28 protein-coding genes are annotated in these 22,894 nt (G+C 54.7%); 14 read left to right on the plus strand and 14 right to left on the minus strand.

What is annotated here, in order from left to right:
• Positions 1 to 161: 161 nt before the first annotated feature.
• On the minus strand, positions 162 to 1,682 hold the full coding sequence (gene putP, locus MY052_RS15045) for a sodium/proline symporter PutP (RefSeq protein WP_248537313.1): 1,521 nt from the start codon (positions 1,680 to 1,682) through the stop codon (positions 162 to 164).
• A 410-nt stretch (positions 1,683 to 2,092) separates the two neighbouring features.
• Here putP and putA point away from each other — a divergent pair, with 410 nt between their 5' ends.
• Positions 2,093 to 6,055: a trifunctional transcriptional regulator/proline dehydrogenase/L-glutamate gamma-semialdehyde dehydrogenase gene (putA, locus tag MY052_RS15050; protein ID WP_248537314.1), complete on the plus strand. Its 3,963-nt coding sequence runs from the start codon at positions 2,093 to 2,095 to the stop codon at positions 6,053 to 6,055.
• Positions 6,056 to 6,194: 139 nt separating this feature from the next.
• Here the strand turns inward: putA and MY052_RS15055 are convergent, their stop codons facing one another.
• The 4 genes from MY052_RS15055 to MY052_RS15070 form a co-directional block, all read right to left on the minus strand.
• Positions 6,195 to 6,542 (minus strand): hypothetical protein, encoded by a 348-nt coding sequence (locus MY052_RS15055; RefSeq protein ID WP_248537315.1) that lies wholly within the window; start codon positions 6,540 to 6,542, stop codon positions 6,195 to 6,197.
• A gap of 4 nt (positions 6,543 to 6,546) precedes the next feature.
• Positions 6,547 to 7,332, minus strand: coding sequence for a DUF4225 domain-containing protein (locus MY052_RS15060; RefSeq protein WP_248537316.1), 786 nt, complete (start codon positions 7,330 to 7,332; stop codon positions 6,547 to 6,549).
• 12 nt (positions 7,333 to 7,344) lie between these two features.
• A complete protein-coding gene (locus tag MY052_RS15065) occupies positions 7,345 to 7,659 on the minus strand; it encodes a hypothetical protein (protein ID WP_202216040.1) in 315 nt (104 codons plus the stop codon).
• Positions 7,660 to 7,875: 216 nt separating this feature from the next.
• Complete coding sequence (locus MY052_RS15070) at positions 7,876 to 9,225, minus strand: MATE family efflux transporter (RefSeq protein WP_248537317.1); 1,350 nt, start codon at positions 9,223 to 9,225, stop codon at positions 7,876 to 7,878.
• A gap of 181 nt (positions 9,226 to 9,406) precedes the next feature.
• Here MY052_RS15070 and MY052_RS15075 point away from each other — a divergent pair, with 181 nt between their 5' ends.
• Positions 9,407 to 9,802, plus strand: a complete 396-nt coding sequence (locus tag MY052_RS15075; RefSeq protein ID WP_035896680.1) for a lysozyme inhibitor LprI family protein — start codon at positions 9,407 to 9,409, stop codon at positions 9,800 to 9,802.
• Here MY052_RS15075 and rutR read toward each other — a convergent pair.
• Both rutR and MY052_RS15085 read right to left on the minus strand, forming a co-directional pair.
• On the minus strand, positions 9,799 to 10,437 hold the full coding sequence (gene rutR / locus MY052_RS15080) for an HTH-type transcriptional regulator RutR (protein WP_248537318.1): 639 nt from the start codon (positions 10,435 to 10,437) through the stop codon (positions 9,799 to 9,801). The two genes, MY052_RS15075 and rutR, sit on opposite strands and share 4 nt — an antisense overlap.
• Positions 10,438 to 10,550: 113 nt before the next feature.
• Positions 10,551 to 10,727, minus strand: coding sequence for a con-10 family general stress protein (locus tag MY052_RS15085; RefSeq protein ID WP_035896676.1), 177 nt, complete (start codon positions 10,725 to 10,727; stop codon positions 10,551 to 10,553).
• Positions 10,728 to 11,097: 370 nt separating this feature from the next.
• Here MY052_RS15085 and wrbA point away from each other — a divergent pair, with 370 nt between their 5' ends.
• On the plus strand, positions 11,098 to 11,703 hold the full coding sequence (wrbA, locus tag MY052_RS15090) for an NAD(P)H:quinone oxidoreductase (RefSeq protein WP_035896674.1): 606 nt from the start codon (positions 11,098 to 11,100) through the stop codon (positions 11,701 to 11,703).
• Between the two features lie 20 nt (positions 11,704 to 11,723).
• On the plus strand, positions 11,724 to 11,951 hold the full coding sequence (locus MY052_RS15095; RefSeq protein ID WP_035896671.1) for a YccJ family protein: 228 nt from the start codon (positions 11,724 to 11,726) through the stop codon (positions 11,949 to 11,951).
• A gap of 95 nt (positions 11,952 to 12,046) precedes the next feature.
• On the opposite strand, the gene MY052_RS15100 is transcribed toward MY052_RS15095, so the two are convergent.
• From MY052_RS15100 to MY052_RS15115, 4 genes are read right to left on the minus strand one after another with little or no spacing between them, the layout of a single operon-like run.
• Positions 12,047 to 12,730 carry an amino acid ABC transporter permease gene (locus MY052_RS15100; protein WP_035896670.1) on the minus strand — a complete coding sequence of 228 codons (684 nt, stop codon included), beginning with the start codon at positions 12,728 to 12,730 and terminating at the stop codon, positions 12,047 to 12,049.
• Positions 12,720 to 13,505 (minus strand): amino acid ABC transporter permease, encoded by a 786-nt coding sequence (locus MY052_RS15105; protein ID WP_115074642.1) that lies wholly within the window; start codon positions 13,503 to 13,505, stop codon positions 12,720 to 12,722. Before MY052_RS15105 ends, MY052_RS15100 begins: the two co-directional genes overlap by 11 nt.
• Positions 13,505 to 14,323 (minus strand): amino acid ABC transporter ATP-binding protein, encoded by an 819-nt coding sequence (locus tag MY052_RS15110; RefSeq protein ID WP_202216042.1) that lies wholly within the window; start codon positions 14,321 to 14,323, stop codon positions 13,505 to 13,507. The genes MY052_RS15105 and MY052_RS15110 overlap by 1 nt, the downstream gene beginning before the upstream one ends.
• A gap of 1 nt (position 14,324) precedes the next feature.
• Positions 14,325 to 15,152, minus strand: coding sequence for an ABC transporter substrate-binding protein (locus MY052_RS15115; protein ID WP_227675098.1), 828 nt, complete (start codon positions 15,150 to 15,152; stop codon positions 14,325 to 14,327).
• A 429-nt stretch (positions 15,153 to 15,581) separates the two neighbouring features.
• Between MY052_RS15115 and MY052_RS15120 the strand changes: the two genes are divergently transcribed.
• Complete coding sequence (locus MY052_RS15120) at positions 15,582 to 15,992, plus strand: Spy/CpxP family protein refolding chaperone (protein WP_035894792.1); 411 nt, start codon at positions 15,582 to 15,584, stop codon at positions 15,990 to 15,992.
• A gap of 5 nt (positions 15,993 to 15,997) precedes the next feature.
• On the plus strand, positions 15,998 to 16,249 hold the full coding sequence (locus MY052_RS15125; protein WP_123651217.1) for a late histone H1: 252 nt from the start codon (positions 15,998 to 16,000) through the stop codon (positions 16,247 to 16,249).
• 83 nt (positions 16,250 to 16,332) lie between these two features.
• Here the strand turns inward: MY052_RS15125 and MY052_RS15130 are convergent, their stop codons facing one another.
• Both MY052_RS15130 and MY052_RS15135 read right to left on the minus strand, forming a co-directional pair.
• On the minus strand, positions 16,333 to 16,674 hold the full coding sequence (locus MY052_RS15130) for a HigA family addiction module antitoxin (RefSeq protein ID WP_123651216.1): 342 nt from the start codon (positions 16,672 to 16,674) through the stop codon (positions 16,333 to 16,335).
• Between the two features lie 66 nt (positions 16,675 to 16,740).
• Complete coding sequence (locus tag MY052_RS15135; protein ID WP_167540417.1) at positions 16,741 to 17,037, minus strand: type II toxin-antitoxin system RelE/ParE family toxin; 297 nt, start codon at positions 17,035 to 17,037, stop codon at positions 16,741 to 16,743.
• A 216-nt stretch (positions 17,038 to 17,253) separates the two neighbouring features.
• Between MY052_RS15135 and MY052_RS15140 the strand changes: the two genes are divergently transcribed.
• Genes MY052_RS15140 through MY052_RS15150 form a run of 3 tightly spaced genes read left to right on the plus strand, consistent with a single transcriptional unit; the run spans position 17,254 to position 19,171 of the window.
• Positions 17,254 to 17,832, plus strand: coding sequence for a TetR/AcrR family transcriptional regulator (locus MY052_RS15140; RefSeq protein WP_035894787.1), 579 nt, complete (start codon positions 17,254 to 17,256; stop codon positions 17,830 to 17,832).
• A gap of 20 nt (positions 17,833 to 17,852) precedes the next feature.
• Positions 17,853 to 18,653, plus strand: coding sequence for a winged helix-turn-helix domain-containing protein (locus MY052_RS15145; protein ID WP_248538950.1), 801 nt, complete (start codon positions 17,853 to 17,855; stop codon positions 18,651 to 18,653).
• The gene (locus tag MY052_RS15150; protein ID WP_035894785.1) at positions 18,653 to 19,171 is read left to right on the plus strand and encodes a FidL-like protein; all 519 of its coding nucleotides are present in this window, start codon (positions 18,653 to 18,655) and stop codon (positions 19,169 to 19,171) included. The genes MY052_RS15145 and MY052_RS15150 overlap by 1 nt, the downstream gene beginning before the upstream one ends.
• On the opposite strand, the gene MY052_RS15155 is transcribed toward MY052_RS15150, so the two are convergent.
• Positions 19,168 to 19,596, minus strand: coding sequence for a FosA family fosfomycin resistance glutathione transferase (locus MY052_RS15155; protein ID WP_248538951.1), 429 nt, complete (start codon positions 19,594 to 19,596; stop codon positions 19,168 to 19,170). The genes MY052_RS15150 and MY052_RS15155 overlap by 4 nt on opposite strands.
• 478 nt (positions 19,597 to 20,074) lie before the next feature.
• Between MY052_RS15155 and MY052_RS15160 the strand changes: the two genes are divergently transcribed.
• From MY052_RS15160 to MY052_RS15180, 5 genes are read left to right on the plus strand one after another with little or no spacing between them, the layout of a single operon-like run.
• The gene (locus tag MY052_RS15160; RefSeq protein WP_001540796.1) at positions 20,075 to 20,353 is read left to right on the plus strand and encodes a BMC domain-containing protein; all 279 of its coding nucleotides are present in this window, start codon (positions 20,075 to 20,077) and stop codon (positions 20,351 to 20,353) included.
• Between the two features lie 16 nt (positions 20,354 to 20,369).
• Positions 20,370 to 20,654 carry a BMC domain-containing protein gene (locus MY052_RS15165; RefSeq protein WP_115074640.1) on the plus strand — a complete coding sequence of 95 codons (285 nt, stop codon included), beginning with the start codon at positions 20,370 to 20,372 and terminating at the stop codon, positions 20,652 to 20,654.
• 14 nt (positions 20,655 to 20,668) lie between these two features.
• On the plus strand, positions 20,669 to 20,947 hold the full coding sequence (locus tag MY052_RS15170) for a BMC domain-containing protein (RefSeq protein WP_015585230.1): 279 nt from the start codon (positions 20,669 to 20,671) through the stop codon (positions 20,945 to 20,947).
• Positions 20,948 to 21,000: 53 nt separating this feature from the next.
• Positions 21,001 to 22,599: an acetaldehyde dehydrogenase (acetylating) gene (locus MY052_RS15175; protein ID WP_202216045.1), complete on the plus strand. Its 1,599-nt coding sequence runs from the start codon at positions 21,001 to 21,003 to the stop codon at positions 22,597 to 22,599.
• Between the two features lie 26 nt (positions 22,600 to 22,625).
• On the plus strand, positions 22,626 to 22,883 hold the full coding sequence (locus tag MY052_RS15180) for a EutN/CcmL family microcompartment protein (protein ID WP_035894783.1): 258 nt from the start codon (positions 22,626 to 22,628) through the stop codon (positions 22,881 to 22,883).
• Positions 22,884 to 22,894 lie beyond the last annotated feature (11 nt).

Consider the following 22,894-nt stretch of genomic DNA (forward strand, 5'->3'; position numbering starts at 1 on the left):
AATAAACACAAGCGAAATGTGAGGGAAATAATGACGAGATGTAAAAAAATAGCGCGAATATAGTTACGCTCGTTATCAGGTGCAAACATAAAAAAAGCCCGCAAAAATGCGGGCTTGAGAGAGTTGCCGGGTTGGTACACCGAGCTACCCCGGAGGCGGCGCTATCGCACCTCGTCCGGGCTACTTAAGCGGGACGGCGGTGCGGAGTGATAATGCGCGTCCGCTTTGGCAAAGCGTTCCTGCATGCTTGCCGACGGCGCTTTATCCAGCAGGCTAAACAGGACAATACCGACGCTGCCAAAGATAAAGCCAGGAATGATTTCATACAGCCCCAGCCAGCCAAACTGTTTCCAGACGATCACGGTCACCGCACCGATAATCATCCCGGCCAGTGCGCCGTTGCGGGTCATACGTGACCACATCACCGAGAACAGCACCACCGGGCCAAACGCGGCGCCGAAGCCTGCCCACGCGTAGCTCACCAGACCCAGCACGCGGTTTTCCGGATTTGCCGCCAGCGCGATAGCCACCAGCGCCACCACCAGCACCATAAAGCGCCCTACCCACACTAGCTCTTTCTGGCTGGCGTTTTTACGCAGAAACGCTTTATACAAATCTTCGGTAATCGCACTTGAGCACACCAGCAACTGACAGCTCAACGTTGACATCACCGCCGCCAGAATCGCTGACAGCAGGATCCCAGCAATCCACGGGTTAAACAGAATCTGCGCCAGCTCGATAAATACGCGCTCGGCGTTCTGGCTCACCGGCCCTGCCACCGACGGGTTGTTCTGGAAGTAGGCAATCCCGAAGAAGCCCACGGCAACCGCCCCAGCCAGACACAGGATCATCCAGGTCATACTGATACGGCGTGCGTGCACAATGCTATGGTGGGAGTCGGCGGCCATAAAGCGCGCCAGAATGTGCGGCTGACCAAAATAGCCCAGGCCCCAGCCCATCAGCGAAATAATGGCAACGAAATTCAGACCTTTGAGCATATCCATGTTTTCAATGCTCTTTTGCTTGATAACTTCCAGCGAGTCACCGAGGCCACCCACGGCGAAGATAACGATAACCGGCGTGAGGATCAGCGCAAAAATCATCAGGCTGGCCTGCACGGTATCGGTCCAGCTCACCGCGAGGAAGCCGCCGATAAAGGTGTAGAGGATAGTCGCTGCCGCTCCCGCCCACAGTGCGGTTTCGTAGCTCATGCCAAAGGTGCTTTCGAACAGACGCGCACCGGCAACAATCCCGGAAGCGCAGTAGATGGTGAAGAACAGCAGGATAACCAGCGCGGAGATAATACGCAGCACGCGGCTGTTATCTTCAAAACGCCCGGTGAAGTAGTCAGGCAGCGTTAAGGCGTTGTTGTTCGCCTCGGTGTGCACGCGCAAGCGCCCGGCCACCAGCTTCCAGTTGATCCACGCGCCAACGGTCAGACCGATGGCGATCCAGCTTTCTGAAATACCGGAAATGAAGATAGCGCCCGGTAGCCCCATCAGCAGCCAGCCGCTCATATCAGATGCCCCGGCGGAAAGCGCGGTCACGAACGGGCCCAGGCTGCGGCCGCCGAGAATATAATCATCGAAATTTTTGGTGTTGCGCCATGCAATAAAACCAATGAGGATCATGCCAAAAATATAGATAAGAAAGGTCACCAGCATCGGTGTACTTATAGTCATTAGAATCTCCAGAATTATGCGTCGGCAACATCCCCATTTGCCGTTTTTTATCATTGCCGGAACGAGGCAATTATTTGAAGCGACCGTATCCTGACGGAAGCGGAATTAATTCACAAACGATTTAACACTGCATTTACATAGAATGCATTACCCCGCTGATAGCATTTTCCTATAGGTTGCACTCCCTCACGTTTTTTACGGTTGCACCACGAATAACTGTTAAGTGGCGCATAAAATCAGCTCGCAATACCCATTTCCCAGGCTGTTTTCCATAAGTTTTACCATTAACAATTAACTCATTTTTAAGCCTGCAACGGACGTCACATTTAACACGGTTGCACAAAGTTGCAACATGATGGATATTCCTGTTACGCAATTACTATGACAACCGAGCAACAGGAGTAGATGGCATGGGCACCACCACCATGGGGGTTAAGCTGGATGACGCAACGCGCGAGCGCATTAAGAGTGCGGCGACACGTATCGACCGCACCCCTCACTGGCTCATAAAGCAGGCAATTTTTAACTATCTGGAAAAGCTCGAAAACGATGAAGTCTTGCCGGAGCTGCCTGCGCTGCTGTCAGGTGCCGCGAATGAGAGTGATGAATCTGCCCAGCCGGCGGAAGAAATCCACCAGCCGTTCCTCGAATTCGCCGAGCAGATCCTGCCGCAATCCGTGACCCGTGCGGCGATTACCGCCGCCTGGCGCCGCAGCGAAACCGACGCCGTGCCAATGCTGATGGAGCAGGCCCGCTTGCCGCAGCCGATTGCCGAACAGGCGCATCAGTTGGCCTGGAAACTGGCGGAAAAGCTGCGCAACCAGAAAACCGCCAGCGGCCGCGCCGGGATGGTGCAGAGCCTCTTGCAGGAATTCTCCCTCTCCTCTCAGGAAGGCGTGGCGCTGATGTGCCTCGCGGAAGCGCTGCTGCGTATTCCTGACAAAGCCACCCGCGATGCCCTTATCCGCGACAAAATCAGCAACGGTAACTGGCAGTCGCACATTGGCCGCAGCCCGTCGCTGTTCGTCAACGCCGCCACCTGGGGGCTGCTGTTTACCGGCAAACTGGTCTCTACCCACAACGAAACCAGCCTGTCGCGCTCGCTGAACCGCATTATCGGTAAGAGCGGTGAGCCGCTGGTGCGTAAAGGCGTGGACATGGCGATGCGCCTGATGGGCGAACAGTTCGTGACCGGTGAAACCATCGCCGAAGCGCTGGCCAACGCCCGTAAGCTTGAAGAAAAAGGCTTCCGCTACTCCTATGATATGCTCGGCGAAGCCGCGCTGACTGCCGCCGATGCGCAGGCCTATATGGTCTCCTATCAGCAGGCGATTCACGCCATTGGTAAAGCGTCCAACGGCCGTGGCATCTATGAAGGCCCGGGGATCTCCATCAAACTCTCCGCCCTGCACCCGCGTTACAGCCGTGCCCAGTACGACCGCGTTATGGATGAACTCTATCCGCGCCTGAAATCGCTGACCCTGCTGGCGCGCCAGTACGATATCGGCATTAACATCGACGCCGAAGAGGCCGATCGTTTAGAGATCTCCCTCGATCTGCTGGAAAAACTGTGCTTTGAGCCAGAGCTGGCAGGCTGGAACGGCATTGGCTTCGTTATTCAGGCCTACCAGAAGCGCTGCCCGTTTGTTATCGACTACCTGATTGACCTCGCCACCCGCAGCCGTCGCCGCCTGATGATCCGTCTGGTGAAAGGCGCCTACTGGGATAGCGAAATTAAACGTGCGCAGATGGACGGCCTCGAAGGCTATCCGGTCTACACCCGCAAGGTGTACACCGACGTCTCTTATCTCGCCTGCGCGAAAAAACTGCTCGGCGTGCCGAACCTTATCTACCCGCAGTTTGCCACCCACAACGCCCACACTCTGGCAGCGATTTATCAACTGGCGGGCAATAACTACTACCCGGGTCAGTACGAGTTCCAGTGCCTGCACGGCATGGGCGAACCGCTGTACGAGCAGGTTGTCGGCAAAGTGGCGGAAGGCAAACTGAACCGTCCATGCCGTATTTATGCGCCGGTGGGCACTCACGAAACGCTACTGGCCTATCTGGTGCGTCGTCTGCTGGAAAACGGCGCTAACACCTCGTTCGTTAACCGTATCGCCGACAGCAGCCTGCCGCTGGACGAGCTGGTTGCCGACCCGGTGCTGGCGGTTGAGAAAATGGCGCTACAGGAAGGTGCGTCCGGTCTGCCGCATCCGAAGATCCCACTGCCGCGTGACCTCTATGGTAAGGGCCGCGTCAACTCCGCCGGTCTGGATATCACCAACGAACATCGTCTGGCTTCCCTCTCCTCGTCGCTGCTCAATAGCGCGCTGCATAAGTGGACGGCGAAGCCGATGCTGGAGCATCCGGTTGCCGACGGCGATATGGTGTCGGTGATTAACCCGGCTGAACCGAAAGATGTGGTGGGCTATGTCCGCGAAGCGACGTCCAGCGAAGTAGAACAGGCGCTGGAAAGCGCGGTGAACAACGCGCCAATCTGGTTCGCCACTCCGCCGCAGGAACGTGCCGCAATTCTGGAACGCGCCGCGGTGCTGATGGAAGATCAGATGCAGCCGCTGATGGGGATTCTGGTGCGTGAAGCCGGGAAAACCTTCAGCAACGCCATTGCCGAAGTGCGTGAAGCGGTCGACTTCCTGCACTACTACGCCGGTCAGGTTCGTGACGATTTCGATAACGAAACTCACCGTCCGCTGGGCCCGGTGGTCTGTATCAGCCCGTGGAACTTCCCGCTGGCTATCTTTATGGGTCAGGTGGCCGCCGCCCTTGCCGCCGGTAACAGCGTGCTGGCCAAACCGGCCGAGCAGACCCCGCTGATTGCCGCTCAGGGTATCGCCCTGCTGCTGGAAGCGGGCGTACCGGCAGGCGTGGTGCAGTTGCTGCCAGGCCGCGGCGAAACCGTCGGTGCGCAGCTGACCGGTGATGCCCGCGTGCGCGGCGTGATGTTTACCGGTTCTACCGATGTTGCCACCCTGCTGCAACGCAATATTGCCATCCGTCTCGACGCTCAGGGCCGCCCGACGCCGCTGGTGGCGGAAACCGGCGGCATGAACGCGATGATCGTTGACTCCTCCGCGCTCACCGAGCAGGTGGTGGTTGACGTGGTAGCCTCGGCCTTCGATAGCGCGGGACAGCGCTGCTCGGCGCTGCGTGTGCTCTGCCTGCAAGACGATATCGCCGACCACACGCTGACCATGCTACGCGGCGCGATGGCGGAATGCCGGATGGGCAATCCGGGCCGTCTGACCACCGATATCGGGCCGGTTATCGATGCTGAAGCGAAAGCCGGTATTGAGAACCATATCCAGACCATGCGCGCCAAAGGCCGTACCGTATTCCAGGCCGCGCGTGAAAATGCCGAGGACAGCCGCGAGTGGCAAACCGGTACCTTTATTCCGCCAACGTTGATTGAGCTCGAGAGCTTCGACGAGCTGAAAAAAGAGGTCTTCGGTCCGGTGCTGCACGTGGTGCGCTACAGCCGGAATCAGCTGGATTCATTGGTTGAACAGATCAATGCCTCCGGCTACGGTCTGACCCTCGGCGTGCATACCCGTATTGATGAAACTATCGCTCAGGTCACCGGCAGCGCGAAAGTCGGCAACCTGTACGTTAACCGTAATATGGTGGGCGCGGTCGTTGGCGTACAGCCGTTCGGCGGTGAAGGTCTCTCCGGCACCGGTCCGAAAGCGGGTGGCCCGATGTACCTGTACCGCCTGCTGGCGAGCCGTCCAGAAACGGCGCTGGCGAAAACGCTGGCGCGTCAGGATGCGGGTCAGGTGGTTGATACTCAGCTCAAAACGCTGCTGGAAAAACCGCTCACCGAGCTGCAAAGCTGGATGGCCGGTCGTCCGGAGCTGCTGGCGCAGAGCAAGCTGTATAGCGAGCTGGCGCAGGCCGGTACTCAGCGCGTGCTACCAGGGCCAACCGGCGAGCGCAACACCTGGACGCTGGTGCCGCGCGAGCGCGTACTGTGCGTGGCCGATAACGAGTCGGACCTGCTGACGCAGCTGTCGGCGGTGATGGCGGTCGGCAGCGAAGTGCTGTGGCAGGATGCGCCTCTGCAGCGTGAACTGGTGAAATCATTGCCGAAAGCGGTGAGCGAGCGTATCCACTTCGCGAAACCGGAAACGCTGATGAACGCCTTCTTCGATGCGGTGATTTACCACGGTGATTCTGACCAGCTGCGCGAACTCTGTGAGCAGGTGGCAGCGCGTGACGGAGCGATTGTTTCGGTGCAGGGCTTTGCCCGCGGTGAAACCAATCTGCTGCTGGAGCGTCTGTACCATGAGCGTTCCCTCAGCGTGAACACCGCCGCAGCGGGCGGGAACGCCAGCTTGATGACGATTGGTTAAGAGGTTCAAACCCCGCCTATTACTAAGAAATTCCCAGTAATAGGCGGTAAAAAATAACGGCATAGAATATTGTGATCTACTGGTTGTGCTAACAATTCAGGGAGACCATATCTATGTCCGTTCGTTCATTTATTCTCATTTAAATCCCTCGTAACTTGATATAAACCATCCAAATCTTAAAGTAATTTCTATGCAGCCGACAGGTTAACTCGATAACAAAAAACGACAACCCGAATATTAAAAAAAACGCCCATAACTCACTAAGATCTTTCTGTGCAATTGAAAATATAAAAAATGACATAATAAAAAACAGAATAACATCAACCTTAATGACTCTTGCATCTGTTAATAAATAAGCCTTTTGCAAGCTTATCTTATTTTCATTAGCAAAACGAATAAGCTTTTGCGCTCTATATTCACTTAACCCCGCAAGTCTAATACCATCAATTAAATCCTTATTATTCTGATCATATTTTTTGAAGAGCATATCCTTATTCTCTCAAATCAGACCAATTAGTACTTTCTCCACCAAGAAGTTGATAAATTGTGAATCCACTAGCGGCATCACCGGTTAACTCATTAGCGCTCCCAACGGCACCCAGGGTTCTCCAACTGCGAATATAATCTTCCTGTATATAGCGGAATAATTTCCACGAATCGGTTTTCAACGTAAGCGTTGAGGCTGAACCAAATGAAAGAACAAGATCTCCCGTTGAAAAAACAATATCCCCACCCTTTTCATCACCACCTAAAAGTTTAACAGCCTGACGATAGGCATACCTCAAAGGCATTTTCTTAGGATCCTCATGATATAATAAATAATAACCATTTTCCCAAACATTCTCACTTCCCTGCATCATTAAAGGTATCCCATAACTTTTACAGGCAGCGCCAAGGCTTGCTTTACATAAACCAAAGCCGCCGATGGCTTGCATTGCCCCACTAACGAAGCCAACTCGTTTTAATGATATTGTTAGAATAGAATGTTTTACTCTTTCACGCTCAACTATTGCATATAATTTAATACTCTCCATTCTTAAGTTCATATAATGTTGAGTTAACGACATATGATATTCACGCAATTTATCCATCGCCCTGCCAAAATCTAATTTCCCATACCGATATTCATCAAGGCAAGCTGATGTGACTCTACGTTCCTCGTTCATATATTTTGAACGTATATCCGGATCGTGAAGATATTGAAAACCTATATCATAGACAAGCTGGTCAATTTTTTCTTTTTCACGTTGCAAGTTCATTAATCCATAGCTACTCAAAATAATCTCCTATTATTTTCCGAGCAATTTATATTGGATTTTAATGCTCCAAATCAAATTTATGACAAACGGCGTGAAGAAGAGCGAAGCAAAAGCAACAGCAATACAGAAAAGAATGTTTGCTATTAAATACTCTATCCCTTCAGAAAGAGACGAAAAAATTACAGCTGATAGTAAAGCCATACTCCAGGCGTAATATTTCCAGGCATAGAGAAAAAACGCCCGGCTTAAACTGATTTTTTTCAATTTTGCCAACTTAATCAGGATAGCGGCATCCTTTTTTTTCATGCCAGCTTTCGCTAGTATCTCTTCCCATTCATTATTCATTCAATGCTTCTATTATTTGTTAATGATAAATATAAAAAATACATACAAGAAACAATTACAGTTTTAAAGTACTCTTAGTGGAATAATAACAAAGTGACAAAGATCAAATCGTTTATTTCGTTATGCCAGAAATATGAGGTTCCCTCAGAGCGATTGCCGGTTTTTTAATTTGGGAACCGTCCGGGATCGCATGCGCTCGCCCGGGAAATTCACTAGCTAGAAGACAGATTTCGTCGTCCACACCCGGCTACGCCATCGCCGGTACATCAGCATCGCCCGCAGCCCTTCATCAATAATGTACGCCATCCAGACCCCAACCAGCCCCAGCCCGAACGAAATACCCAACAGGTAGGAAAACGGCAGGCTGACAATCCACATCACGATAATCCCGCAGATAAACGGAAAGCGAACGTCGCCGGTCGCGTTCAGACTGCTGATGACGATGATATTGGTCGCGCGTCCCAGTTCGAGCAAAATCGACAGCATAAACAGTTTCTTAGTCAGGGCGATGATTTCCTGATTCGGGGTAAAGAGCTGCATAATCGGCTCGGCGAGCAGGTAAATAACCACGCTGATAGACAAGGCCACCGCCAGACCCAACCGCCAGCTTTTAATCCCCTGGCGGTACGCCGCATCAATTTCACGCGCGCCCACCGCACGGCCAATGATAATCTGTGAGGCCTGGCCGATAGATATGGCAAACAGCGCGACAAACTGGCTGATCGTTGAAGCGTAAACCTTGGTAGTTAGCGCTTCGGTGCCGAGAAAAGCGATAATCGCCGTCACCACCAGCTGCGAGCCCGCGTAAGAGAGGTTCTCCCCCGCCGACGGCAGCCCGTAGCGTAAAATGGCTCCCAGCATTTTGCGCGAGCACTGCTTCAGCTTCTGCCAGCGGAACACGTAGCCAATGTACTTTTTCAGCATCCACGCCAACATCAGCATACCAATAACGTTGGCGATACATACCGCAATACCCACGCCGGTCACCCCGAGGTCGAGAAAACTCAGCTTGCCGTAGAGAAACAGGTAGTTGAACACCACGTTGATCACGCTGACCGTGACAGGTACCAGCATCGCCTGACGAACGTAGCCGTGGGTACGCAGAATGGGCAGAATAGACGAATAGAGGGCGATAACCACCGAAATGCCGCCGATGATGCGAATAAACGGCGAACCGACCACCACCAGCGCCTCGCTTAGCCCCAGCATGCGCAAAAACGCATCGCCGAAAAGAATAAAGATAAGGCTCATCGCCACGCCGATAAGAAAAGCCACTACCAGCCCGTTGGTGATCACCCGCTCCACGCGCTTAAACCGCTGCGCACCAATCAGCTGCGCGACCACAATCTGCACGCCAACGGTCAAAAAGCCGTAGAAGATAACGGAAATGGCCAGAATCTGGTTAGCGACCCCGGTGGCAGCAACGGCCTCATCGGAATAGTGTCCCAGCATGAAAACGCTAACGTACCCCAGCATCAGCCGCAGCAGTTGCTCCACAAAAATTGGCCACGCCAGCGTAAAAAGCGTTAACCGAGGCTGAACGTTGGTGCCGGACATCACTGTCATTTCCCTTCCCTCTCTCCGTGCAAGTGCGCGATCATCAACCTTCTACACCAAAGACGTCCAGTCGATCGTTGCGTCACCTTTCAAATTCAGAAAAACGAGCGGTGGTTGGAGGAGATTCAGAGGTAAAATCGTGCTATATCCTGAGCCTAAGCGCCGTATGAATAATCTGGAGAGTCAACCGATGAAACGTCTCTTACCCGCCCTTGCCCTGCTGCTGAGCAGCGGTTATGCCCTGGCGGACGAGTGTGCCGATGCCACTACGCAGGCTGATTTAAACACCTGCTCCGCTGCGCAGTATCAGGCGGCAGATAAAAAGCTCAACCAAACCTGGCAGGACGTGCTGAAGCGCGCAGAGCCCGCGCAGCGAGATTTACTGAAGAAAGCGCAGTCAGCGTGGATTGCGCTGCGCGATGCGGACTGCGCGTTTATCAGCTCCAGTAGCCATGGCGGCAGCGCGCAGCCGATGGTGAACAGCCAGTGCCTGACCGACAAAACTAACGAGCGCGAAGCGTTTCTCTCCTCGCTGTTACAGTGTGAAGAGGGCGACTTGAGCTGCCCTCTGCCGCCCGCCAGCTAACGGACGCGGATACCGTCGATGATGATGCGCTGGACGTTGTCGACGGTCTGCTGAAAGAAGGTTTCGTCGCGCAGGGTTTTCCCGGTCACCGCCTCCACCTGGGTGGCAAAATCAGCGTAATGCTGGGTCGTCGCCCAGATCATAAAGATCAGATGGTGCGGGTCGATAGGCGCGAGCTTGCCCGCACTCACCCACACGGCAATGATGGCCGACTTCTCCACCACCAGCGCTTTCAGATCGCCAGTCAGCTCATCCATCACCAGCGGCGCGCCCTGCAGCATCTCCAGACAGAACAGCTTCGAGGCCTGCGGGTAGTCACGCGAGACCTCAAGCTTGAGACGGATGTACTCTTTAATCGCCACCAGCGGCGCCAGATCTTCCCGAAATGCCTTCAGCGGCGCCAGCCAGATATCGAGGATCTGCTGCATCACGGCCACGTAAAGCGCCTCTTTTGACGGGAAGTAGTAAAGCAGATTGGTTTTCGATACCCCGGCCAGCTCCGCCACTTGTTCAAGGCGCGTGCCGTGGATCCCGTATTGTGAAAAGGTATTCAGCGCGGCGGTAAGGATAGCCTGTTTCTTCGCACTGACAGCCTGCGAACGTTTGCCACCTTTTTTTACTGCATCCTGAGCCATGCGCCCTCTCCTTGTTATTTACGGCATCAATACCTATTTTGCGGGTTACGGCCATAAAAAGAAACCGCCGGATTATCCGGCGGTTAGGAGAGAGGCAGACAATTCACGCACCGCTAGCTGCCGCGGTGGCTACCATGGCTGTTTTTCCCGCCTTTTTTGCCCGCTTCCGAGGCGCGTTGGGGATCGTTCTTGAAGTTCCCGCCGCTGTGTTGGCCGCCCTTACGACCTGCTTCTGATGCTCTTTCACGGTCTTCGGCAAAATTGCCGGAACCGCCACGATGGTTTGCCATTACTGACCTCCGGTTGAGAGAACGACATAGTGCATTACGTAATTCAAAGCGCATTCACCCGCCGTATTGCGCGGGTAGTAATAAGGTTAGCCGTCGCAGCGGCAGCGCAGGCGGATTGGTCACATTTTGTCATATCTAGCGCCCGTTTTTTCAAGGCGACACCTCGCCCCATGCGTAATCGGCTCTTATGGTAGAGGAAAAACGGTCATAAAAAAGTGTGTCAGCCTACGTCAAAAGGCACAGCGGCGGCAAAAAATCATGCCACCCAGGCGCGGATAAATTGCCGAATCGTTGCAGCGAATCCGTCATTTGCGACTATGCTTAAACATGCTTGTTAGGTAACCGACGAATTTGACACAGGAGAGTTAAGATGAGTGGAAATGCAAGTGTTCTGGTGCTCTATTATTCTATGTACGGACACATCGAAACGATGGCTAAAGCGGTAGCCGAAGGCGCAAATAAGGTCGACGGCGTTGACGTCACCATCAAGCGCGTACCAGAAACAATGCAGGCAGAAGCCTTTGCCAAAGCAGGCGGCAAAGCGCAGGCGGTTCCCGTCGCCACCCCACAAGAACTGGCTGATTACGACGCCATTATCTTCGGTACGCCTACCCGCTTCGGCAATATGGCCGGGCAAATGCGCACCTTCCTCGACCAGACCGGCGGCCTGTGGGCGTCCGGCGCGCTGTACGGCAAACTGGCCAGCGTCTTTAGCTCAACCGGTACCGGCGGCGGACAGGAGCAGACCATTACTTCAACGTGGACGACCCTCGCCCACCACGGTATGGTGATTGTGCCGATTGGTTACGCGGCTCAGGAACTGTTTGATGTTTCTCAGGTTCGCGGCGGCACGCCATATGGCGCAACCACTATCGCTGGCGGAGACGGTTCACGCCAGCCAAGCCAGGAAGAGCTGTCCATCGCCCGTTATCAGGGTGAATACGTGGCAGGCCTGGCCGTCAAAATGAAAGGCTAATGATTTAAGGGAGAAGCGATATGCCGACACAAGAAGGCAAGGCTCATCATATTGGTGAATGGGCCAGTCTGCGCAACACGTCGCCTGAAATCGCCGAAGCGATTTTTGAGCTGGCCAAATTTGATGAAAAAACGGCAGAGAAAATCTGGGAAGAAGGCAGCGATGCCGTTCTCGAACTGGCCTTCAGCAAAACCGATAAAGACGCGCTCTTCTGGGGCGAACAAACCATCGAACGTAAAAACGTGTGATGGTCTAAACCCGGCGTCAGCGTAAACGCCTCAGCCGGGCTACCACCCTCTGTCATTCTTAGCCCGGCCGAGCATCGCGACGCCGGGTTTGTTTTTTACACCGCCACCCGCCGCTGCCAACGTTTTGCCACCCTTTCCAGCCCAAAACACAGCAGATAATAGACCACGCCGATAAAGACAAAGATCGCCGTCGGGTAGATCTGCACGCGGTTGTTCACCTGCCCCGCCACCGTGGTTAATTCCGGCACGTTGACGATAAACGCCAGAGAGGTGTCCTTCAGCAGGCTGATAAAAATCCCCACCAGCGAAGGCAGCACGTTGCGAAGGGTTTGAGGCAGCAAAATCAGCCGCAGGCTCTGCCCGGCGCTAAAGCCCTGGGTCAACGCCGCCTCATACTGTCCGGTAGGCAGCGCGCGCAGCCCCGCCAGCACCGAGTGCATCACCATTGCTGCGGTAAACCACGCCAGCGCCAGCGTTACCGTCACCGCACCCGGCAGGTCGCTCCCGGTCAGCATTGGCAGCAGATACCACAGCCAGAAGATAACGAAAATCAGCGGAATCCCGCGTATTACCTCCGCCCACAGGTAAAGCAAGCGCCGGGTCAAACCAGAGAATCGCCACGCCGCGCAGGCCAGCAGAATGCCGCCCGGCAGCGCCAGCGCGCCGGCGCCTATCGCCATCATCAGCGTCAGCGCTACGCCACCGGGCTCGCCATCGGCCAGCCGTCCCCACAGCAGATAGTCGAGGTTGTCGTAAATTACCGCCAGATTAGCGTTCATTCACCGCACCTCCCGCCACGCTCGCCGCCGCCTTCCGCACGCGCTTAGGCTGCCCCACCGGTTTAGGTCCCAGACGGCTCAACAACAGCCCCAGCGCCATGCCGGTCAGCAGATAGAGGACGGTGCCCACCGCGAAAGCCTCCAGCGCATGCGCGTTGTAGCTTTCGATTTGCCGCACCTGATAGGTCAACTCAGCAAAACCAATGCCGCTCGCCAGCGACGAGAGCTTCATCAGATTCAGATACTGCCCCACCACCGGCTGCCAGGCGTTAGCCAGCCCTTGCGGCAGCAAAATATGTCGCAGCAGTCCATAGGTCGAAAACCCCTGCGCCAGCGCCGCTTCGCGCTGGCCGTTCGGCACGCTTTGCAGCCCAGCCGCTATTTCCTCAATCAAGAACGCCGAGGTAAAGACGCCAAGACCCCACGCCGAGCACAGAAACTCCGGCGTCAGCCACCAGACGTTGCCGGGCAGAATCGACCAGTCGTGCGGGTCGTTGACAAAATTCCGCAGCCCCTGCGGCAGGAAGTTCCACGCCGCGAAATACCAGAACAGCAACTGTACCAGCAGCGGCGTATTGCGAAACAGCGACACCCAGCAGGCGGTGATACCCTGCCCCAACCGCCCACCAGCGAGACGCAGCAGTAAAAACAGCGCCGCCAGTACGCTTGCCAGCATAATCCCGGCAAGCGATACCCACAGCGTGGTGAGAAAGCCCGAGATAAGCCATTGTAGAGGCTGCCCGCTCAGTACCCCCTGCCAGTCGAAATTCACCATCACGCCGTCTGCTCCTGGTGCAGCGGGTCCAGCACCTTCTGCAGAAAACGCCGTGCGCGCGGATGCTGCGGACGGGCAAAAAACTCCGCAGGAGGCGCGACCTCCAGCACATCGCCGCCGTCAATAAACACCACTCTGTCGGCAATTTCGCGGGCAAACTGCATTTCGTGGGTCACCACAATCATGGTGATCCCGCTGTGGGCCAGAGACTGCATGACATGCAGCACTTCGCCGATCATTTCCGGATCCAGCGCCGAGGTGGGCTCATCAAACAGGATGATTTGCGGTGAAGAGGCCAGTGCACGAGCAATCGCCACGCGCTGCTGCTGGCCGCCGGAAAGCTGTGAAGGCATGGACTCCGCCTTTTCCGCAAGCCCGACTTTTTGCAGTAGCTCCCGCGCGCGCTGCTCAGCATCGCTGCGCTTCCAGCCGTGGACCGACTCCAGCGCCAGCATGATGTTCTGCGCCGCCGTGAGATGAGCATAAAGATTGAACTGCTGAAAGACGAAACCAATTCGGCTGCGCAGCTGACGCAACGCCCGCCCGCTCAGCTGACTGGTCGGCTTGTCGTCAATCAGGATCTCACCGCCGCTAAGGCTTTCAAGCTGGTTTATCAGGCGGATCAGGGTCGATTTCCCCGAGCCCGAAGGCCCGAGGATCGCCACCACTTCGCCGGGATTAATCGTCAGATCGATGCCGTTCAACACCCGATGACTGCCGTACGCTTTGACTGCCTGACGGAACGCCACGCTGGCATTGCGCAGATGTGAAAAATCCGCGGACTTCGCCGCGGAATGAGAGAATAAAGCCGACAACATATTATTTTGCTTCTATGGTGAAGGAACGCGGCTGAGGCGCTTTGGTGGAAGGGCCAAACCAGGTGTCGTAGATTTTCGCTGCATCGCCTGATTTCTCAAGCGCCACCAGCTCATCGTTCACCGCTTTCAGCAGTGCCGGTTCACCCTTTTTCACGCCTACGCCGATTTCTTCTTTGCTCAGCAGATCCGGCAGGATTTTAAATTTGGCTTTATCCGGCGCTTCGCCCAGCAGGCCCGCCAGAATGGTGCTGTCCTGGGTAATCGCCTGCACGTTGCCGTTACGCAGCGCGGTTAAAGCCAGCGGAATGTCATCATAAGAGAGCACGCGCGCCTGCGGGAAGCGCTGATGCAGCGTTTGCTCGCCGGTCGTGCCCTTCACAGCACCGATGCGCGCTTTGCTGTAGTCGTCGAGCTTATCGCCGCCGGTCGCCGGTACCAGGAACTGCTGACCGGTGACGAAGTACGGGGTGGAGAAATCGATAACCTGCGCGCGCTCCGGGGTAATGGTGATATCAGCAACAATCAGATCGGCCTTGCCGGATTGCAGCAGCGGGATACGGTTCGCCGGGTTCGTCGCCACCAGCTCCAGCTTCACGCCCAGCGATTTTGCCAGCGCTTTGGCGAAATCAACGTCGTAGCCCACCAGTTCGTGAGTCTTCGCATCCACAGAACCAAACGGCGGGTTAGCATCAAAGGTGGCCACTTTGACTACGCCCTTGGCCTTAATATCCGCCAGCTGATCGGCCTGCGCGGTGAAGGTCGTCAGGCCGGTCGCCACCAGACCGGTGAGAAGAGCGAGCTGTGCAACTGTCTGTTTTGTCTTTGCCATAATCTTTCTGGATACCCCTGTTTTTGTATTGTCTTTTTACGCTCCCACACCGCCATCGGCGGAACAAATAACGATTCGCTATGCTTTATAACCAAATATCATTTGGCGAAAGTAATTGTTATCTAAAGGTAAAATCTGATTAACAACGCCAGATATCGCAAATGCTTTGCACAATTTCATCTTTCCATTGCCGTGGATTTCCTGCTGAAATGGTCGAAAAGAAAACCGTAACATTAAGAAGGTCTTAATACGTAAACAGTTATGATTTCCTGGAGTCATTGTTTCCCATCGTTACCAACTGACACAACAATCCGCGAGCATCCAGAGTGACTGGCAACCTATCATTGCCCCGACATAAATAAGGGGGATTTTCCTCCGTTGCCTGACGCTTCCTTCAGCGTCAATTTGAATGCTTTATGGATGACTACAATGAAAAAATTTACCCGCACTGCTTTACTGGTCGCTACGCTTGCTGGCGCGACTTTTGCCGCTCAGGCTGCTGATACCACCGCCGCCCCTGCGCCAGCTCAGGACCCAATCGTTCAGCACCTGAAGCTGACCGATGCTCAGGTTTCCAAAATCAAAACGCTGCACCAGCAGCTGGAGAAAAACGTCCAGGCCATCTCAATGAAAGATGTCAAAGACGGCATGATCATCGACATGATCCAGTCCGGCAAATGGAATGAAGCGGGTGTGAAACAACAGCTGGCGGCGTTCAGTAAAGTGGACCAGCAGGTTCGCTACTACAAAGTGAAATACTACTTTGACTTAAGCCAGGTGCTGACCGCTGACCAGCGTAAGCAGGTCCAAAACGATCTGGCTCAGGCAGCGGCGGAGTAAGCAACATGAAAAAAATCGCGATGATGTTAGGCGCCTGCGCACTGCTGGCAATGGGTGCGGCGAATGCGGCCAACGGCCAGGCAGTAGCGAACGCAAAAACCGCCTGTCAGAACAACCCAACCCAGTGCGCTCAGGCGAAGAGCACGGCAAAAGCTAACGCGCAGAAAGAAGCGAAAGCAGCAAAAGACGCCTGTGCGAAAAACCAGACGGCCTGTAATAACGCGAAAGCGAAAGCTAAAAGCGCGGTGCAGAAGTAAGCCACGGTAGTGAAAACAAAAAAGGCCGCGGGGAGATATTCCGGCGGCCTTTATCATTAGCAAAAGAGAGTTTAAGCTCGGTTTTACGCTGCTTTCTCATTCGCTTTCGCGCGTGCGGCCAGGAAATCTTCTGCCGTAATAATTTTATTGAGTTCAACCTGAAGACGAGCGTCGTTTTCGGTTTCCCATACATCGACAGCTGCCTGTAAATTAATCCAAAATGCAGCCGAGGTATCAAACGCTTTAGCCAGGCGAAACGCCATATCAATAGTCAGCTTACGATTATTGTTCACTAGCGCGCTGACCGTGTTGCGGTGTACCTGCAGCATTTCCGCCAGATCGTTGATTTTAAGGTCAAGCGGCTCCAGGTATTCAAACAGAAGGATGTCCCCTACCGTAGTCGGCTTTCTGGTTGCTTGATTCATAATTTACTCCATGATGGTCGACGGCTTAGCGGCAATAAAAATGGCTAAGCCGATTAGTTCTGTTGATTAGTATTCATGTGGATCTAAATAAAGATCGTGCGCTTTACCATTTGCCCACTGGAAAATTAATCGGTACTGCTTGTTAACCCTTATTGAAGAATAATCTTTGAGTTTTCCCTCAAGTTCCTCATAACGGTTACCGGGCGGTGACTTCAAGTCTTGGTAAGTTACCGCTGCATTAATGATATCTAGCTTCCTGGCCAGAGATGCATGTATGTCTGAGGGGATTTTTTTATGTGGTGTTGCATGTTTAAAAAAATCCGCAAGCCAGTCATCTCGAAAGCTTCCAATGTTTACAAGCATACTCGGCATTCCATTGCACCTCCCTAACTACCTTATCAAAACAATAACGCACCAATGCACTGTGCGCAAGTGCATCATTATTTTAAAGCGCTGGTATGACTGAAACCGCCTGATTTCTACAACAAATTGTGACCTCTCACGCATTACCCATAATCTCTATGCGGACATCCCCCTCGCTTTGATCGCTGTCAAAAAGGAACATACCGTCTGGTCGGTATGATTCGGGCCATGAATATGGAAACCCAACACCGCAAAAAAGATCCGGTCCGTTTATATCAGCTGCTGCTGGAGTCAGCGGCGATGATTGCTGGACGGGACGGCATCGCGGCCCTGTCGCTGAACGCTGTCGCCCGCGAAGCAGGGGTCAGTAAAGGTGGCTTGATTCATCACTTTCCCAATAAGCAGGCGCTGATTTACGCGCTGTTTACCCGCCTGCTGGCGATTATGGAAGAAGCGATCGTCGCATTGATGCAGCAGGATGGCGTCAGCTATGGCCGCTTTACTCGCGCCTATCTGAACTACCTTGCTGACCTGACGGACACGCATGAAAGTCGCCAGTTGATGGTGCTGTCGCTGGCCATGCCGGATGAACCGGTGCTACGAAAATGCTGGCGTGACTGGATGCTGGAACACCTGGCGCACGGCGATGCGCTGGACAATAGCCCCACCGGTACGCTGGTGCGCTATACGGCAGACGGCATCTGGTTATCTGAACTTACGGAAGGGATCACCATGTGCGCCGAACACCGACGAACGTTGGTCGAATCTCTTAATAAGATGACGCTTCCCGCGTGAAGCACAAGGCTGAGGCCGCGATGCGCTACAACATCAATGCCCGTTTTATTTATGATGCAACGGATGGCACGATAACGCTGCCGCAAAGCGCTGAGCCGGACAGCCAGCTGTCGATCACCGCCAGCGCCCTGCTGTTTTTCTTTTTGCGTCACACCGGTATCGTCAGCCGGGAAGAGGTGCTGAAAAAAGTCTGGGATGACAACGGATTAACCTCGTCAAACAGCAACCTGAATCAGTACCTGAGCATGCTGCGCAAAACCTTCCGCCACTACGGCGTCGATAACATTATCGTCACGGTGTCGCGCGGCTACTTGCAGCTCAACCCAGATGTGGTGATTGAAGCGCTGGATGAACCTTCGCCGCCCGTACTAACGCAGGAACCGCCGCTCATCATCCCTGAAGCCGCGCCTGAGACACCACAGGAAACCCCTCCCGCTACGGCGCATGCGCGCGGTGCCTGCTGGTATATCGCAGGTGCCTGCCTGCTGACCATTGCGCTGTTGCTGCTTATCCTGAGTCTGGTGGGTATGCGAGAGTCGCACCCCATCTCACTGAGCCAAATCACCCATAGCCAGTGTGAATTGCTCGCCAGCGATGAAATGCTGCGCTCGGTCAGCGCAGATGCCTACGTGAAAAATTTCGATGAAGTACGTCAGCGGCTGAAGGTCGAGTGCAAACCCGGCGAGCGTTTTCTCTTCTTCTACGGCGACAGACTGGAGACCAACGGCCTGGGGCGCGTGTTCCTCGCCCACTGCGCGATGCATGAAGACAATCCGTTTAGCTACTGTGACAACTACTTTTACTATTCATGGAAACCATGATGAAACTCGCGCCGCGTACGTTCTTTGCCCTTTCTCTGCTCGTGTTTATCGTGGTCGCCGGGTTTAGCGCCTGGCGTCTGCTGCCCGATGAAAACGCTGGCGTAATGAGCTGCTCCACCAAAGGGATCATGCGTTTTGAAAATATGGATAAAGAGAACGTGAACGGTAACATTCACTTTAACTTTGGCGGCCACGGCAAAGGCTCAATGGTGGTCGAGGGTTATACCGATTCGGCCGCTGGTTGGCTCTATCTGCAACGCTACGTCAAATTCAGCTACAGCAGCAAACGCATTTCCGCGACGGAACGTCACTATCGCATCAACCAGTGGGAGTCCAGCGCCTCGTCTATCGATGAATCCCCGGACGTGATTTTCGCCTACTTTATGCGCGAGATGTCCGACAGCCACGACGGGCTGTTTCTCAACGCCCAGAAGCTCAACGATAAAGCCATTCTGCTGAGTTCCATCAACTCACCGCTGTGGATTTGCACGCTGAAATCCGGCAGCGCGCTGAATTAAACGTCGCCGTCCTCATAAAAAACCATGCCTTGATAGGGACGTTCCCGGCAGGCGGCCAGCCGCTGCGCGAGGCTGCCAACGTGTAGCTCCAGCTTGTGCCCGTCCGGGTCGAGAAAATAGTACGACGCCCCCTCGCTGCGGTTATCCTTCCACACCACCACTCCGGCCTGCGCCAACCGCTCGGTCATCGATGCAAAATCAGCTTCCGCCACGCTAAAGGCATAGTGCGTATAGTCGCTCTCCTCGGGTACTATTTTGTGGCGCTGCGCATCCAGCGACAGGCAAAGCCACAGCTCTCCACACGACAAATATGCCCCACCGTCCCAACGGGCGCGCAGGCGCATTCCCAATCGTTGATGATAAAAGTCGACGCTTGACGTCAGGTCGCTGACCGCCAGGGTCAAATGGTTAAGTCCACTCAGCATAAGATCCTCTGATAGATTGACGCTGTTCGGGGGCGTGCGCCCCTTTGTATCGATGGCAAACTGTGATCCATCGCGCATGCACTTTTCCCCACCGCTTATCCCTTATAAAAGACCGCATCTTTTGCGTTTAGCTTCACCGCCAGAATTTGAACCCCACCACAGTTGCCCCTACGCCATGTTACCCGACTTTTGTATAAATTTAGCAACTTCATAACATTTCCAGCGAACGCCGCGCGCACGGAAAAAATCGCCTTATACCCGTCAAAATCCCGCCCCTCCCCGCAGCATAAAGAGATAAATAACCGGTCATAAAAGGCTAAATAGCAGAGTATTTATCTAAATAAGACTTCCACTCAGATTTAAATTCCACTCAAAAGGCCAATCCCTATAGTGAACCCCGAACGCCGCTGCCGTGGGTTAACGCCGTGACACGGACGGTTTTCCTGAAATCACACAACCTGTTTTGAGGAGTGAAGCAATGGGTGATGCATTAGGGCTTATTGAAACCAAAGGTCTGGTGGCCTGCATTGAAGCCGCGGATGCGATGTGTAAAGCCGCCAACGTTGAACTGATTGGCTACGAGAACGTCGGTTCCGGCCTCGTCACCGCGATGGTGAAAGGCGACGTCGGCGCGGTGAAAGCGGCGGTGGATTCCGGCGTGGAGTCGGCGCAGCGCATTGGGGAAGTGGTGACGTCGCTGGTGATTGCGCGTCCGCATAACGACATCAACAAAATCGTCATTAAACACAAGGCTTAAGGCCAGGAGAACGCAAATGGGTGATGCATTAGGTCTGATTGAAACCAAAGGTCTGGTGGCCTGTATCGAAGCGGCAGATGCGATGTGTAAAGCCGCCAACGTCGAACTTATCGGCTATGAAAACGTCGGCTCCGGCCTCGTCACCGCGATGGTGAAAGGCGACGTCGGCGCGGTGAAAGCGGCGGTAGATTCCGGCGTGGAGTCGGCACAGCGCATTGGTGAAGTGGTGACCTCGCTGGTTATCGCACGCCCGCATAACGACATCAACAAGATTGTCTCGCACTACAAAATTAGCGAATAACCGGAGAGAAAATGATGAAAGAAGCGCTTGGTCTGATTGAAACCAAAGGTCTGGTGGCCTGTATCGAAGCCGCAGACGCCATGTGCAAAGCCGCCAACGTCGAGCTTATCGGCTACGAAAACGTCGGCTCAGGCCTCGTCACCGCGATGGTCAAAGGTGACGTCGGCGCGGTCAACGCGGCGGTGGACTCCGGCGTGGAAGCGGCAAAACGCATCGGTGAAGTCGTCACTTCCCGCGTTATTGCACGCCCGCATAACGACATCGAAAAAATCGCATCGCAGCATAAAGCATGACCTGACCGGGCACGCCCCGTCTGCACTCTTTTCGTTTGATGAAGGATAGACTCATGATTGAACTGGATACCGATTTGCTCTCTCGCCAGAACGCGCGAGAACTGGTGCGCAACGCCAAAAAAGCGCAAGCGGTCATGGCCACCTTTTCGCAGCAGCAAATCGACGCCATCGTGAAAAACGTGGCCCAGGAAGCGGCGCATCACGCCGAAGCGCTGGCGAAAATGGCCGCGGAAGAAACCGGCTTCGGCAACTGGCAGGATAAAGTCCTGAAGAACCGTTTTGCCTCGCTGCGCGTTTACGACGCCATCAAAGATATGAAGACCGTCGGCATCATTCATGACGATCAACAAAAGAAAGTGATGGACGTGGGCGTGCCGCTGGGCGTTATCTGCGCGCTGGTCCCCTCAACCAACCCGACTTCAACGGTCATCTACAAAACGCTGATTGCCCTGAAGGCCGGTAACGCAATTATCTTCTCCCCGCATCCGGGCGCACGCCAGTGCAGCTGGAAAGCGATTGAGATTGTGAAACGCGCGGCAGAAGCGGCGGGCGCACCGGCCGGTATCGTTGACGGCGTGACCGAGCTGACGCTGGAAGCCACCTCTGAACTGATGCACAGCAAAGATGTATCGCTGATCCTGGCGACCGGCGGCGAAGGCATGGTACGCGCGGCATACGCTTCTGGTACGCCAACCATCAGCGGCGGCCCGGGCAACGGTCCGGCGTTTATCGAACGCAGCGCCGACATCCCGCACGCGGTGAAAGATATCATCACCAGCAAAACCTTTGATAACGGCGTTATCTGCGCGTCTGAGCAGTCGATCATCGTCGAACGCTGCATTTACGACGAGGTGCATCGCGAGCTGGAAGCCCAGGGCGCGTACTTTATGAACGAAGGCGAAGCGGCGAAAATGGCAGCCCTGCTGCTGCGTCCGAATGGCACCATCAACCCGAAAGTGGTGGGCAAAACGGCGCTCTATTTAAGCCAGATGGCGGGCTTCTGCGTACCGGCCAGCACCCGCGTGCTAATTGCCGCCCAGACTACCGTCTCCCACAAAAACCCGTATTCACGTGAAAAACTGTGCCCGGTACTCGGCCTGTACGTGGAAGAGGACTGGAAAGCTGCCTGCCACCGCGTGGTGGAGCTACTGACCAACGAAGGCCTTGGCCATACGCTGGTGATCCACACCCGCAACCAGGACGTTATCCGCCAGTTCTGCCTCGAAAAACCGGTTAACCGCATTCTGATCAACACGCCCGCGGCCCTCGGCGGCATCGGCGCGACCACCAACATCACCCCGGCGCTGACCTTAGGCTGCGGCGCGGTAGGCGGCGGCTCCAGCTCCGATAACGTCGGTCCAATGAACCTGCTCAATATCCGCAAAGTAGGCTACGGCGTGCGCTCTATCGACGAACTGCGCGCACCGAGCAGCCGCGTGGAACCGCAGCCGACGATCACCAGCCAGCCGGTTGACCCGCGCCGCAGCATCGTTGACGACGCGCGCTTCACCTCCCCTGCCCCAGCCAGCACCATCAGCGCTCACGACGACAACCGTTTCGCGGCGGCCGCCACGGCAGAGGTTGAAGGTGAAATCAGCGAGCAGAACGTGGAGCGCGTTATCCGTCAGGTGCTTGAGCGCTTAGGCAAGTAACGCATTGATATAAGGCGATTAAAACGATGATTCTCGCAAAGGTAACCGGACATGTCGTCGCCACGCAGAAATGCGATGAGCTGCGCGGCAGCAATCTGCTGATGATCACACAGCTGGATGACGACCAGCAGCCCATGAAGAACCGAACCTGGGTTGCCGTCGATAGCGTCGGCGCAGGCATGCACGACATCGTGCTGGCAGAAGAGTACTTCGCGCTCAACAAGGACCGTTACAAGGCGATGTCGGTGGTTGCCATTGTCGAGAACGTCTTTCGGGACGCCTAAGGAGTAAATAA

Origin of the sequence: Kluyvera ascorbata (assembly GCF_023195735.1) — a bacterium.
Taxonomy (GTDB): Bacteria; Pseudomonadota; Gammaproteobacteria; order Enterobacterales; family Enterobacteriaceae; genus Kluyvera; species Kluyvera ascorbata.

Bases quoted from the DNA above. Each gene is read 5' to 3' on its own strand.
- putP (WP_248537313.1), bottom strand. From the start codon at position 1,682: ATGACTATAAGTACACCGATGCTGGTGACCTTTCTTATCTATATTTTT.
- putA (WP_248537314.1), top strand. From the start codon at position 2,093: ATGGGCACCACCACCATGGGGGTTAAGCTGGATGACGCAACGCGCGAG.
- MY052_RS15055 (WP_248537315.1), bottom strand. From the start codon at position 6,542: ATGCTCTTCAAAAAATATGATCAGAATAATAAGGATTTAATTGATGGT.
- MY052_RS15065 (WP_202216040.1), bottom strand. From the start codon at position 7,659: ATGAATAATGAATGGGAAGAGATACTAGCGAAAGCTGGCATGAAAAAA.
- MY052_RS15070 (WP_248537317.1), bottom strand. From the start codon at position 9,225: ATGACAGTGATGTCCGGCACCAACGTTCAGCCTCGGTTAACGCTTTTT.
- MY052_RS15075 (WP_035896680.1), top strand. From the start codon at position 9,407: ATGAAACGTCTCTTACCCGCCCTTGCCCTGCTGCTGAGCAGCGGTTAT.
- rutR (WP_248537318.1), bottom strand. From the start codon at position 10,437: ATGGCTCAGGATGCAGTAAAAAAAGGTGGCAAACGTTCGCAGGCTGTC.
- MY052_RS15085 (WP_035896676.1), bottom strand. From the start codon at position 10,727: ATGGCAAACCATCGTGGCGGTTCCGGCAATTTTGCCGAAGACCGTGAA.
- wrbA (WP_035896674.1), top strand. From the start codon at position 11,098: ATGAGTGGAAATGCAAGTGTTCTGGTGCTCTATTATTCTATGTACGGA.
- MY052_RS15095 (WP_035896671.1), top strand. From the start codon at position 11,724: ATGCCGACACAAGAAGGCAAGGCTCATCATATTGGTGAATGGGCCAGT.
- MY052_RS15100 (WP_035896670.1), bottom strand. From the start codon at position 12,730: ATGAACGCTAATCTGGCGGTAATTTACGACAACCTCGACTATCTGCTG.
- MY052_RS15105 (WP_115074642.1), bottom strand. From the start codon at position 13,505: ATGGTGAATTTCGACTGGCAGGGGGTACTGAGCGGGCAGCCTCTACAA.
- MY052_RS15110 (WP_202216042.1), bottom strand. From the start codon at position 14,323: ATGTTGTCGGCTTTATTCTCTCATTCCGCGGCGAAGTCCGCGGATTTT.
- MY052_RS15115 (WP_227675098.1), bottom strand. From the start codon at position 15,152: ATGGCAAAGACAAAACAGACAGTTGCACAGCTCGCTCTTCTCACCGGT.
- MY052_RS15120 (WP_035894792.1), top strand. From the start codon at position 15,582: ATGAAAAAATTTACCCGCACTGCTTTACTGGTCGCTACGCTTGCTGGC.
- MY052_RS15125 (WP_123651217.1), top strand. From the start codon at position 15,998: ATGAAAAAAATCGCGATGATGTTAGGCGCCTGCGCACTGCTGGCAATG.
- MY052_RS15130 (WP_123651216.1), bottom strand. From the start codon at position 16,674: ATGAATCAAGCAACCAGAAAGCCGACTACGGTAGGGGACATCCTTCTG.
- MY052_RS15135 (WP_167540417.1), bottom strand. From the start codon at position 17,037: ATGCTTGTAAACATTGGAAGCTTTCGAGATGACTGGCTTGCGGATTTT.
- MY052_RS15140 (WP_035894787.1), top strand. From the start codon at position 17,254: ATGATTCGGGCCATGAATATGGAAACCCAACACCGCAAAAAAGATCCG.
- MY052_RS15145 (WP_248538950.1), top strand. From the start codon at position 17,853: ATGCGCTACAACATCAATGCCCGTTTTATTTATGATGCAACGGATGGC.
- MY052_RS15150 (WP_035894785.1), top strand. From the start codon at position 18,653: ATGAAACTCGCGCCGCGTACGTTCTTTGCCCTTTCTCTGCTCGTGTTT.
- MY052_RS15155 (WP_248538951.1), bottom strand. From the start codon at position 19,596: ATGCTGAGTGGACTTAACCATTTGACCCTGGCGGTCAGCGACCTGACG.
- MY052_RS15160 (WP_001540796.1), top strand. From the start codon at position 20,075: ATGGGTGATGCATTAGGGCTTATTGAAACCAAAGGTCTGGTGGCCTGC.
- MY052_RS15165 (WP_115074640.1), top strand. From the start codon at position 20,370: ATGGGTGATGCATTAGGTCTGATTGAAACCAAAGGTCTGGTGGCCTGT.
- MY052_RS15170 (WP_015585230.1), top strand. From the start codon at position 20,669: ATGAAAGAAGCGCTTGGTCTGATTGAAACCAAAGGTCTGGTGGCCTGT.
- MY052_RS15175 (WP_202216045.1), top strand. From the start codon at position 21,001: ATGATTGAACTGGATACCGATTTGCTCTCTCGCCAGAACGCGCGAGAA.
- MY052_RS15180 (WP_035894783.1), top strand. From the start codon at position 22,626: ATGATTCTCGCAAAGGTAACCGGACATGTCGTCGCCACGCAGAAATGC.